At 36.8% G+C, this 12311-nt stretch carries 9 protein-coding genes; 7 read left to right on the forward strand and 2 right to left on the reverse strand.

Annotated features, from left to right (window positions below):
• Positions 1 to 113 precede the first annotated feature (113 nt).
• The 7 genes from gwsG (at position 114) to ACN1CD_RS09330 (ending at position 8118) form a co-directional block, all read left to right on the forward strand.
• On the forward strand, positions 114 to 1016 hold the full coding sequence (gene gwsG / locus ACN1CD_RS09300) for a grasp-with-spasm system ATP-grasp peptide maturase (RefSeq protein ID WP_419130116.1): 903 nt from the start codon (positions 114 to 116) through the stop codon (positions 1014 to 1016).
• Between the two features lie 172 nt (positions 1017 to 1188).
• Entirely contained in the window at positions 1189 to 2277 is a 1089-nt protein-coding gene (gwsS, locus tag ACN1CD_RS09305) for a grasp-with-spasm system SPASM domain peptide maturase (RefSeq protein ID WP_419130117.1), read from the forward strand.
• Positions 2270 to 4465, forward strand: a complete 2196-nt coding sequence (locus ACN1CD_RS09310; protein WP_419130118.1) for a peptidase domain-containing ABC transporter — start codon at positions 2270 to 2272, stop codon at positions 4463 to 4465. Before gwsS ends, ACN1CD_RS09310 begins: the two co-directional genes overlap by 8 nt.
• On the forward strand, positions 4455 to 5759 hold the full coding sequence (locus ACN1CD_RS09315; RefSeq protein ID WP_419130119.1) for an HlyD family secretion protein: 1305 nt from the start codon (positions 4455 to 4457) through the stop codon (positions 5757 to 5759). Before ACN1CD_RS09310 ends, ACN1CD_RS09315 begins: the two co-directional genes overlap by 11 nt.
• Before the next feature lie 175 nt (positions 5760 to 5934).
• Complete coding sequence (locus tag ACN1CD_RS09320) at positions 5935 to 6375, forward strand: hypothetical protein (protein WP_419130120.1); 441 nt, start codon at positions 5935 to 5937, stop codon at positions 6373 to 6375.
• A gap of 4 nt (positions 6376 to 6379) precedes the next feature.
• Positions 6380 to 7687: a peptidoglycan DD-metalloendopeptidase family protein gene (locus tag ACN1CD_RS09325; protein ID WP_419130121.1), complete on the forward strand. Its 1308-nt coding sequence runs from the start codon at positions 6380 to 6382 to the stop codon at positions 7685 to 7687.
• A gap of 8 nt (positions 7688 to 7695) precedes the next feature.
• Complete coding sequence (locus ACN1CD_RS09330) at positions 7696 to 8118, forward strand: secondary thiamine-phosphate synthase enzyme YjbQ (RefSeq protein ID WP_419130122.1); 423 nt, start codon at positions 7696 to 7698, stop codon at positions 8116 to 8118.
• A 441-nt stretch (positions 8119 to 8559) separates the two neighbouring features.
• Here ACN1CD_RS09330 and ACN1CD_RS09335 read toward each other — a convergent pair whose 3' ends face one another.
• Both ACN1CD_RS09335 and ACN1CD_RS09340 read right to left on the reverse strand, forming a co-directional pair.
• Complete coding sequence (locus ACN1CD_RS09335; protein WP_419130123.1) at positions 8560 to 9540, reverse strand: YihY/virulence factor BrkB family protein; 981 nt, start codon at positions 9538 to 9540, stop codon at positions 8560 to 8562.
• A gap of 95 nt (positions 9541 to 9635) precedes the next feature.
• Positions 9636 to 12236: a PAS domain-containing sensor histidine kinase gene (locus tag ACN1CD_RS09340; protein ID WP_419130124.1), complete on the reverse strand. Its 2601-nt coding sequence runs from the start codon at positions 12234 to 12236 to the stop codon at positions 9636 to 9638.
• Positions 12237 to 12311 lie beyond the last annotated feature (75 nt).

Consider the following 12311-nt stretch of genomic DNA (forward strand, 5'->3'; position numbering starts at 1 on the left):
CCGATCAATTCGGGCAAAAATTCCATTTAGTCAGGATCATTGAAAAAAGGTATGGGTGCCTTCTTTAATAGGAGGCACCCATATAAAATTATTCACGGCGTAAATAAACAAAAGTGATATTAATTATATCCAAGAAGCAAGAGACTACCACTAATGAAGTTATAAAATGGCTTTTGGCAATGGATAAAAAATTCATTCGGGTGGACGAAGATGAAGTGTTTGAGATAAAAGTGAAAGAAAAACGTATATATATAGAAAGCCAGAGAAACTATTTTTACATCGATGAAATAAACAGTGTTTGGTACAGAAGAGGGGGATTAAAATTTAAAAATTTTCAATATGATAGCCCGCCTGTAGATATCCACATGCAGGAGCACCAACATTGGTTACAGGATTATGTGATCAAAAAAATTGAATCTAAAAAGCACGTCAATAAGCAAAACAATAGCGCGGTAAATAAGCTATTGGTGTTAGAGCAGGCAAAAAAAGTAGGACTAGATGTTCCGGAGTATTATCTGGCTGAAAATACAGCTGAGGTGGTTTTCGATAAAACAATTATAAAGCCCTTAACCGGAAACATCACCATAAATGCTTACAAAGATTATGCGGAAAGTATTATGTATACCAATGTAATAGCGCATCAAGAAGACGATAGTTTTTTTATCACGTTTTTTCAGGAAAAAATTGAAAAGGATTTCGAAATCAGGAGCTTTTATTTGAATGGAGAGTTCTTTTCTACAGCAATAATGTCTCAAAATGATGAACGAACCAAAACCGATTTCAGAAAATATAATCTCGAAAAGCCTAACCGAAATGTAAGGTACAATCTTCCTGTTGAAATTGAAGAGAAAACGCACCAATTAATGGTGTTACTGGATGTAAACTGTGGTTCAATAGATTTTATGAAGAGCGGAGATAAATTTTATTTTTTAGAGGTAAATACCGTTGGCCAATTTTTAGGGGTTTCAGCCATGTGTAATTATGCTGCAGAGCAAGCTATTGCCGAATATTTATGAGATACCAGATCGAAGAAAAAAACAAGTTGCCGCTAACATTCAAATTTGTGGATGAATACAGAGGTAAAAAAACTAATCAAAAAAGTAACGATGTGCTTTATGGCACATGCGGGCGCTATAAAACAAACTTTCTTATGCTTGTAAAACCATATAAGCCAATTAGCAGATTGTTATGAAGTACTTTAATTTATTTAGCGATATTTTGATTACAAAAGGTGTTAACAGGATCCTGATTTCTGATTTACAGCGAAACAGCTCTGAATTGCAGTCTTTAGAATTGAATAACATTGTTGAAGAGTTGAAATCCAATTCTATTGAGGAAGTATTCTCTTTTTATGATAAAGAATCAAAAGAAATAGCACAAGAATATCTAAATTTTTTATTGGAAAAAGAGTACGGTTTTATTACTGAAAATAATTGGGATGAAAATTTCCCACCACTATCAATGGCGTTTAGAGACGCCAGCACAATTTCTAATATATTTATTGAAACTGCTGATTTAGTGCTGTCGCCGCAGCTGGTGCAATCTATAGAAAATTTAGGAATAAGGCATTTGGTAATCTATTGTGAGAGGGAACTTTCACTATCAGATTTTTTGAACTTAGAGGATACGTTTAATAACTCATGTTTAGAAAGCATAGAAATTTTCTCTCTATATCATTCGGGAGTTGATGAAGATATGATGAAAAACCTAAATGAAAAATGTGTAAGAATCTACAGTTTGATATTTCATAAATGCGAAAAAGCTCCGTTTGAGGTCTCGGATGTTTTCAAATTTAACCTGGTTTTTACCAGCCAATATTTAAAAATCAATTCTTGCGGAAAAGTAGACTTAAAGTATTTTGATACAAACATGATGAAGGTTTTAGAAGCCGTTAATCATAATTCTTGTCTTAATAAAAAAATCGGTATTGATATAAATGGCAATATCAAAAACTGTCCGGCAATGCGTAGTAACTTCGGAAACATTAACAATACAACTTTGGAAGAGGCAATCCTCCATCAAGATTTTAAAAAATATTGGAACCTAACTAAGGCTGGAATTGAGATTTGCAAAGACTGTGAGTTTCGTAACGTATGTACAGATTGTAGAGCTTTTACAGAGCAAACCCACAAAAACAATGAAGGGTTAGACATTTCCAAACCCTTAAAATGTGGTTATAACCCATATACTAACCAATGGGATGAGTGGAGCACCAATCCGCTTAAGCAGAAAGCAATACAAAATTATAGCATGCAACAATTGAATCGAGATGCTTAAAAAATTCCCTTTCTATAAACAACCAGATGCAAAAGACTGTGGCCCCACTTGCTTGCGTATTATAGCGAAACATTACCATAAAAATATTTCGTTACAACAAGTCAGAACCCTATCAGAAACAACCAGAGAAGGCAGCGGTTTACACGGGTTAAGTAACGCTGCAGAAACCTTAGGTTTTAGAACGTTAGGTGTTAAAATAAATTTTAATACGTTAGTTACCGATGCACCAATGCCTTGTATGGTGCATTGGAATAAAAACCATTATGTAGTCGTTTACAAAATTGATAAAGCCAATAAGGTATACGTTTCAGATCCCAGTTACGGCCTGATTACCTATACGAAAGAAGAATTTATTAAACATTGGATTGGCGAAAATGCCCACGATAACACTGAAGAAGGCATTGCACTTATTTTAGAAACAAGTCCATCATTTTACAAAAATGATTTTGATGAGGAGGAGAAGAAAACAAGTTTCTCTTTTCTTTTTAAATATTTGTTAAAATATAAATCACTTGTTATTCAATTGGCTGTGGGTTTATTAGCGGGTAGTTTATTATCGCTTATATTTCCATTCCTCACCCAAAGCATTGTTGATGTTGGGATACAAAATCAAGATATTAACTTTATTTATCTCGTTTTACTGGCGCAGGTAATGCTTTTCTTAGGAAAAATGGGAATTGACATTATCCGAAGCTGGATATTACTGCACCTTTCTACCAGAATTAACATCTCCATCATCTCCGATTTTTTCATCAAGCTCATGAAACTTCCCATCAGTTTCTTTGATACAAGAATGACTGGAGATATTATGCAAAGGATAAACGACCATCATAGAATAGAACAGCTATTAACCAACTCATCACTTAACACCCTTTTCTCGCTGGTAAACCTGTTCATTTTTAGCATCGTACTCTTGCTTTATGATTATCGCCTGTTTGTTGTTTATTTATTTGGTGCTATTCTATATGTGGCCTGGATTAGTTTTTTTCTTAAAAAAAGAAAGGAACTGGATTACAAAATGTTCTCTCAAATCGCACAAGAGCAAAGTACAGTAATTGAGTTGATTAACGGCATGCAGGAAATAAAAATGCATAATGCCGAAAAACAGAAACGTTGGGGCTGGGAATTTTTACAGGTAAAGTTATTTAAAATTAGAATCAAGTCACTTTCATTAGAGCAATGGCAATCGGTAGGTGGTGGTTTTATCAATCAGATTAAAGATATTTTAGTGAGTTTTCTTGCCGCAAAATTGGTGCTAGAAGGCAATCTTACGCTGGGCATGATGCTTTCAGTGCAATATATTATTGGCCAGTTAAACAGCCCTTTATTGCAGTTGATTGATTTTATTAAACAAACACAAGATGCCAAAATTTCTTTGGAAAGGTTGGGAGAAATTCATGATAAAGATGATGAAGAAGGCAAGGAAAAACAATATGATTTCGAAATTCCGCCAAAAGCTATAGAATTAAATAATGTTTCATTCAGATATACAGGATCTGACTCATTTGTTTTCCAGGGGTTAAATCTTACTATTCCCTATCAAAAAACCACTGCAATAGTGGGTGCGAGCGGCAGTGGAAAAACCACATTATTAAAGCTTTTAACAAAATTTTATGAGCCAGATAAAGGCGAAATAAAAATTGGTAATACCGATATGAAAAATATTTCACCAAGGTATTGGCGAAGCCATTGCGGTGTAGTCATGCAGGAGAGTTATGTATTTAATGACACCATTGCCAATAATATCGCCGTTGGCGATGATACTATAGATAAGCAAAAATTAAGGAAGGCAATAGAAATTGCCAACATACAGGATTTTATCGAAACCTTACCATTAAGCTACAATACTAAAATCGGCAATGAGGGTGTAGGTGTTAGCGGCGGACAAAAGCAGCGGTTATTTATCGCCAGAGCAGTTTATAAATCGCCAGACTACATTTTTTTTGATGAGGCAACCAGTGCATTAGATGCTAATAATGAAAAAATTATCATCGAGAATTTATCTCGATTTTTCGAAGGAAAAACAGCCATAGTAATTGCCCACCGACTTTCTACTGTTAAACATGCTGATAAAATTATTGTGCTGGATAAAGGAATGGTTGTAGAAGAAGGCAGCCACAATGATTTGGTACATAAAAAAGGAGAATATTATAGATTAATTAAAAACCAGCTAGAACTTGGAAACTAAAAGAGATAAATTGGATGAAATAGAACTCCGATCGGAGGCCGTGCAGGATGTTTTGGCAGAACCACCGCACTGGATGTTCCGCTGGGGCAATGTGGTTATTTTGGGTATTCTTTTAATGATATTATTAATGAGCTATTTTATTAAATATCCAGAATTTATACCAGCTCCAATTATCGTTACTTCTCAAAATCCTCCAGAAAAGCTTCAGGTTAGAACTGATTCTAAAATCGAAAAAGTATTTATTACCGATCACCAAAAAGTTAAGAAAAATGAAATATTGATGATTTTACAATCAACAGCTAACTATAAAGATATTTTACAACTCAAAAAAATAATCGATTCCATTTCTGCTGATCAACTGGTTTATTTTCCAATTGAAAAAATATCAAGGCTTAAATTAGGCGAATTGCAAAGCGATTACAATAATTTTGCCAAGGCCTTTCAGGATGAAAAATTGTTTACACGGCTCAAACCTTATGATCCGGAAAACATAGCCACTGCTCAAAATATTGCAGCGTATAAAAGCAGAATCACAACACTGAAACGGCAAAAAATATTCGAATTGGAGAAATATGAACTGATTAAGAAAAATTACCAACGGGCCCAAACACTTTTGAATCAAAAAGTAATCTCCACTTTTGAATTTGAAAATGAAAAAATTAAATTTCTACAAGCACAGCAAAGTCTGGAGAATATAGATATCTCTTTATCACAAACCAAAGAAGCTATTTTTAATCTGGATAAAACAAAAAGTGGTTCGACAATAAATGCAGAGAAAGATAAAATCAATTTTGCTTCTCAAACCTTGCAGTTATTGGAACAATTGCGACGTTCGTTAAGGGAATGGGAACAGAACTATTTAATTATTTCCTCAACGGAGGGGGTGGCTAGCTTTCAGCAATTTTGGGGCGAAAACCAATTTGTAAAACGTGGAGATGCCATTTTATCTATTCTGCCAAACGATAAAAAAAAACTGATTGGAAGGATGTTTGTTCCGGCTATCAATTCTGGCAAGATTGCCAAAGGAGAAAAAGTGCTAATCAAATTGGATAACTATCGCTTTCAAGAATATGGCATTGTAGAAGGTAGGGTTCAAAATATTTCCTTTACGCCAGACGAGAAAGGAAATTATTATGTGGATGTGGTATTGCCTAAAGGACTAAAAACTTCTTATCATAAAACGCTTCTTTTTGACAAAGAACTAAAAGGAAATGCTGAAATTGTAACTGAAGATTTAAGATTAATAGAAAGGTTTTTCTATCAGATTAGAAAGTTGCTAGGCTATCAATCCTAGTTTGATCATTCAAGCTAAAAATTCTTTACTTTATAAACGCTATGCAAATACAGCCAAAAAGATGATTGATATTTTATTCATAATAAACTTTAGCTAAATTATCAATTTTGTTCGCTCTATCAAATCTAACCTCCCTTATTCAAAACAATTTCACCGTTTATTGGCTTTTAATTACATGAAAGTTTTGAAAGCAATTTTAGCAGGTTTTGCAGGTGCCGCAGCCTTAAATATATTACATGAAACTGTCCGCAGGTTCGACAGTGATGCACCAAGGGTTGATTTATTGGGAGAGGAAGCCTTAACCAAATCTATGAATAGCCTGAACCTGGAGGCGCCTACCGGCAATCGACTTTATGCAGCTACGTTAGCGGGAGATCTGGTTAGTAACGGAATTTACTATACCACCATTGCCATGTCTGGCAGTAAAAACCTTTACCTTAAAAGTGCGGTTGCAGGCTTAACAGCTGGTTTGGCTGCTATTAAACTTCCAGATAAAATGGGATTGGATGATAAACCAGTAACTAAAACAGATAAAACCAAAGCGCTTACAGTGGCATGGTATCTTATCGGCGGACTGGTTACCGCAGCTGTTTTTAATCGTTTAAACAGGGATTAGATTGATGAAGAGACTGTTTTTTATTTTCTTAATTACATCAATTGCTTTTCTTTCCTGTAAAACTGGCTCTGTAAATCTATTTAAAGCTGCCACTCCACACGAACAATATAAACGAAAGTTGGAAACAGCTGGTTTAGATAAAACGGCGATGGGTTTGGCTTGGATAAATGTAGCAGAATCAAGTATTAAAAAGGCATTAAAAATTAATTTACCTTACAAAGAAACGGGCTATTTCGATGCAGGTAAAATTCCGGCGGCGGCTTATCAGTTCCCGGCTACTAAGGGTCAAAAAATCACCATTAGTTTGAGCAAGAAACCAACCGGATCTGTAATTTATATGGATCTATGGCATTTAGCCGATGTTAATCATCCAAAGCGAATCGCATCAGCAGATACCTTGAACAACCCAATCCAGTACGAAACTGATGATACCGGAAACTATTTAATCAGACTGCAACCAGAATTGCTGCAAAATGTAGAATATACACTGGAAATTACTACCGGACCTTCACTGGCTTTCCCAACGCAATCAAAAAGCAAAAGTATTGGTAGTTTTTGGGGCGATGGACGGGATAATAATGCAAGGAAACATGAAGGTGTTGATATTTTTGGCCCTCGTAGAAGTCCGGTTGTAGCCAGTGCCGCCGGAACCATTACCCGCGTAAATGAAAATAACCTCGGCGGAAAAGTAGTTTGGCTTAGACCTACAGGAAAAGACTATACTTTATATTATGCCCATCTTGATGAACAAATTGCAACAGAAGGTCAGGATGTAAAAATTGGTGATACCGTAGGTTTGATGGGCAATACCGGAAATGCCAAAACCACTGCTACTCATTTGCATTTCGGAATTTATGCTTCTGGTAGAGCCGTAAATCCCCTACCCTATATTGATCCGGTTACCAAAACGCCAGCCAATATCAATGCGGCTATCAGTAATTTGAATAAAACTTTAAGAACCTCATCGAAAGTAAACTTATACGGTTCGCCGCAAAATGAAGCTGCAATAGTGGTCACATTAACTCCAGGAACGATCATCAATATAAATTCAGCAACCGGAAATTATTATAAAGGAGAATTACCTGATGGAAACATTGGCTTCATTAACAGCAGAGAACTGGTGCAAGTTGCAAAACCACTTCGAAAATTAAAGATCAGGTTAACGCAAGAAAAAGTATATGATCAACCAGATAGTTTAGCCGCAGTTAAAATTAATTTAAAGGCAGGACAAACGGTGAGCCTACTGGGTAATTTTAACAATTACCAGTTAATCAGTGATGAAAATTCGCAGGTTGGATGGATTGTTAAGTAAATTTGAAAATGAAGATATTTCAGCAAGCACTATCATTAAGGGAACGAAGACGTGGATTCCACATTATAACTAACGAGGTGGAAAATGCTTTACCAGAAATCGGCGAAATCAAAATCGGAATCTGCCAGGTATTTATTCAGCATACATCGGCTTCATTAACCATAAATGAAAATGCAGACCCAACCGTTCGGGTAGATTTCGAAATGTTCTTCAATAAAACTGTCAGAGAAAATGATCCCGACTATAGGCATGATTATGAAGGATCTGATGATATGCCTGCACATTTAAAAGCTGCGCTACTAGGCAGTTCTGTTACCATTCCAATCAGGAACGGAAGACTTGCTTTGGGTACCTGGCAAGGCATTTACTTGTGTGAACACCGGAATTATGGTGGCTCCAGACAATTGTTGATCACTGCTTGGGGTGAGTAAATCATAATAATACCCGAGATTATTTTAGTTAGACTCCTACTTAAACTCTATGACATGAATTCAATTAATAATGAGCATTAGCATAATATTTAGTAGAGCATTTTGTTTAAAACCACCTCGCTCTTTGGGTATCTCTCCTTTGGACTATAGTGTGGACAACATTAATTTATAAAGATTTTTTATCCGCTCTCTGCCGCGGAGGCATGGTAATTTTTCACAGTTAATATTGTTTTTAGAGGTGTTCAAGAATGCTGCGCATTTTAGAGCGCCAAAGTACCCAAAGCGCTTTGTCAATCCAGCTATGGGCCTTTTACACCATCCTACACACATCATAAAAACGGCACTTCGTTTTGTGTTCAATAGTCGCAGATCGGGGCATAAAATGAAATAAATATCTACCTCAAGTATTAGAGTAATCGCATTTTGCAGATAACCAATTTATTACTTATCCTCCGCATGCTGCTTTACTTCTTCTACCAATTCCGGGTGGTTATCCTGAATTGAACCTCTACCTGTCTCTACCTCAACTTCTTTCGTAGTCACGGCATAATGTGAAGGGTAGATTTCTGATCCATAAGCAATGGCATAAGCCTTAGTAAATTCTGCACCGAAATACAGGATAATCGAAGAGTAATAAGTCCATAGTAACACCACAACCAACGAACCGGTTGCACCATAAGTTCCGCCAACATTGCTCTGCCCAATATAAAGTGAAATTCCAAATTTACCGATCATAAACAGGATGGCTGTAACTACTGCACCAGCAATCACATCCTTCCATTTGATAATGGCATCAGGCAATACTTTAAATATTACTCCAAAAATTAAAGAGATCACAGCCAGTGTAACCACCTGATTAATTACATAAAAAACATAGTAAGATACATCCGCAAAACGTGCCTGCAACCTACTACTAAATAGATCTAAAAGCCAGGTAACACCTAAAGAAACTAATAAAACGAATCCTAAGCTAATGATTACTGAAAAAGATAAAAAACGATTTTGAAGCATTTTTACCCAGCCTCTTTTGGGCTTAGGCTTAATTCCCCAAATGGTGTTAATGGAATCCTGAATATCACCAAAAATAGTCGTTGAACCAATTAGTAAAGTGATAATTCCAATAATTAGCGCAAAAGTACTTTTACCATCGAGGTAAGCATTTTTGATAAGGGCTTGCAAAGATGTAGCAGACTCACGCCCCAGAAACCCTTCCAGCTGATCATACACCTGTCCTTCTGCTATTTCTCTCCCTAAAAATATCCCGCACAAAGAAATAACTACAACCAGCAACGGCGCCATTGAAAACACCGTGTAGTACGCGAGCGAGCCACTTAACTTGGTCACTTTATGATCGCCAAAGCCAGTAATAGCCGCTTTTAGCACGCTCCATATTCCTTTTAAAGTGATTTTAGTCTTTGCCATAAGTATCGGATAGGATGAATATATACCTATCACTAACCTATTACAGACAAAATTGTTTAAATTTTATAGGAATGAACACAGAAATTCACATCCGTTCAAACATTTACAGGGATAGAAAAACAGAACGTAGAACCTTCGCCTTCCACAGAATCTACCCAAATTTTTCCACCTAATCTTTTTACAATTTCTGAAGAAATGTATAACCCTAAACCTAAGCCGGGAAAGGTGTGTTCCTTTTGACCACTTACCCGGTAAAATTGCTCAAAAACATGGTCTTTTAATTCGGCGCTGATGCCGATACCGTAATCTCTCACCGAAACCTGAACGCTATCCTGATGATCAGCCGTATAAATTACCACTTCATTTGCATCCGGAGAATATTTAACAGCATTGGTTAACAGGTTGGTGATCACCTGGCAGATGCGATCCCGGTCGCCTACAATATTTCGTTTAAAGCCTAAATCAGGATGAATGATGTGTTTGAATGATGTCCGCTGAACATCTTCAATCACTTCCTCAACCATTTCATTAAAATCAAATGCTGTTTCATTAAACTGCATCCTTCCTGAGTTAATTTTGGTTACATCGAGCAAGTCGCTGATCAGATTGGTTAAACGGTCTATCTGTTTATTCATTTTGCCAAGAAGATCAGCATTTTTAAAATCGCCAGAACGTTTAAACATCGATTCCATCACCTGCGCATAGGCCTTGAGGCTGGTTACGGGCGTTTTTAATTCATGGCTTGCAATCCCCAGAAAATTATCCTTCTGCTTTTCCAGTTCCTTTTGATCATGCACATCAGTATTGGTACCATACCATTTTATAATATTTCCTTCCGGATTTTTTAATGGAATAGCCCTAACCAAGTGCCAGCGGTATGTTCCAAATTTATCCAGGCAACGGAATTCAGTCTCGTACGGATTGCCACTCTTTAGCGAGGCATTCCAAATTTTAACTACGTTTGGAATATCGTCTGGATGAACGTTTTCTACCCATCGGCTACCGAGTGTTTCCTCATCATTTTTACCCGTTTGATCAAACCATCTTTTATTGATGTAATCTAAATTTCCGTCTGGCTTACTCGACCAAACCACGGGAGGCACGCTATTGGCTAAAAACTCCAACTCTTCAACAACATTTTGTAAAGCTGCATTTTTATCTGCCAGAATTTTCCTGATATTTAATTCCGGCCTTAAGTCTCTTGCTATGGCGGCAATAGCTACCGGTGTATTGGTAAACTCTTCCCTGATCATATAAAATTGCTTATGAATCGGGATGATTTCTCTTGTTACCTGGTGTAGTAATTCCAATTCTCCAGACCATTTGCCATCAGCAAACAGCTTAGGAAATATTTCATTTTTAATTTTTTCATTTGACGATTCGCTATGGTAATCGAACAGGTGCATATTCAGAATCCGATCTTCCTTTATGCCAATAAGCGCAATCCCGGAAGGATTAATGTACCGTGTATATCCATCAATGTCGCAATAGTTGCAAAAATCTTCACTACTATCAATAATTGTGGCCAGTTTCTGAAGTTCTGCTTTCACCCGAATTTCAGGTCGCAAATCTCTGGCTGTAGCACCCCTACCAATAACCTCTCCGGTTTCCAGATCTTTGATTAACAAATAACTGACCATGCAGGGGATCGTTTCCTTCGTTTGATAATTAAGCAGGCTGATGTGGCCTGTCCAGCCCTTCACTTCGTCAATTTCTTTGATAATCCGGTTTTGAACACGGTCTAATTCTTCAGGTGTGTAAAAATCTTTTGCACTAAATTTAGTGACATCGGCACCCATTGGAATGCCCAACAGTTTTCTGGAAGCTTCATTCATATAGATTACCTTGCCATCTAGATCTGCAATCGTCATGTGATCTACATTGTTATTAACCAATGTTAACAGCTGATGCTCCCGCTGTCTGGCTTTAACTTCGTTGGTGATGTTCTGCACGATGCCAGCAAAGCGATAGGCAATATTATCATCATAAAAATAAGCCTTCCCTTTACAGTGAACCCACCTGATCTGCTTATTTTCTTTACTGATGGTGCGGTATTTTATATCATAGTGTCCATCATTATTAATGACCCGGGCTACTGCATTACGCACCATTTCTTCGTCCTCGGGATGAATACAAGACAATACTTCTTCATATCTGATCTCTCCTTCTTTACGAAAGCCAAAAAGTTCCCGGCATTTTGCATCCCAGTTCACCTCATAGTTGATCAGATCTAGATCCCAGGTACCAATTTCAGCGGATAAGAGCGTGAAAGATAAGCGTTGCTGCGTTTCAACAACCTGCTTTTTGGCCTTAACCAGTTCAGTAAGTTGCGCAGCAGTATTGATAATGGCGAAAACCTCCCCAGCATCATTTTTGATTGGCTTGTAAGTAAAAGTAAAATAAAAGGTTTCTAAGGTACCATTAACCACCAGATCGGCCGGAGATTCTTTTGTATAATAGGTTTCTCCACTTTGAAAAACCTGACTCAGGATTCCAAAAAAAGGCTGTCCTTCAAGCTCCGGAATAGCTTCCATTAGTTTTGTTCCAATGATTGATGCAGATTTGCCCCAAAGATCGAGCATAGCTTGGTTTGCAGCCATTACAACCATATCTTCTCCAACGTATAAGGCGGTTGGCATAGGCGATGCCTCTACGAGCGATGTATATCTCTCTGCTTCAGAAAATTGCGATACCATTAAATAGTTTTGTTCATTAAAGATATAAAATAAGCTATTACTTAATGAAAAATGAAAGGTAATAAAAAAAGCCCT

Source organism: Pedobacter sp. N23S346 (assembly GCF_048515415.1).
In the GTDB taxonomy this organism is placed as follows: domain Bacteria; phylum Bacteroidota; class Bacteroidia; order Sphingobacteriales; family Sphingobacteriaceae; genus Pedobacter.

What these genes read in the sequence shown, in the direction of transcription:
- ACN1CD_RS09330 (WP_419130122.1), top strand. Translation starts at nt 7,696, where the DNA reads ATGAAGATATTTCAGCAAGCACTATCATTAAGGGAACGAAGACGTGGA.
- ACN1CD_RS09325 (WP_419130121.1), top strand. Translation starts at nt 6,380, where the DNA reads ATGAAGAGACTGTTTTTTATTTTCTTAATTACATCAATTGCTTTTCTT.
- ACN1CD_RS09335 (WP_419130123.1), bottom strand. Translation starts at nt 9,540, where the DNA reads ATGGCAAAGACTAAAATCACTTTAAAAGGAATATGGAGCGTGCTAAAA.
- ACN1CD_RS09310 (WP_419130118.1), top strand. Translation starts at nt 2,270, where the DNA reads ATGCTTAAAAAATTCCCTTTCTATAAACAACCAGATGCAAAAGACTGT.
- ACN1CD_RS09320 (WP_419130120.1), top strand. Translation starts at nt 5,935, where the DNA reads ATGAAAGTTTTGAAAGCAATTTTAGCAGGTTTTGCAGGTGCCGCAGCC.
- ACN1CD_RS09340 (WP_419130124.1), bottom strand. Translation starts at nt 12,236, where the DNA reads ATGGTATCGCAATTTTCTGAAGCAGAGAGATATACATCGCTCGTAGAG.
- gwsS (WP_419130117.1), top strand. Translation starts at nt 1,189, where the DNA reads ATGAAGTACTTTAATTTATTTAGCGATATTTTGATTACAAAAGGTGTT.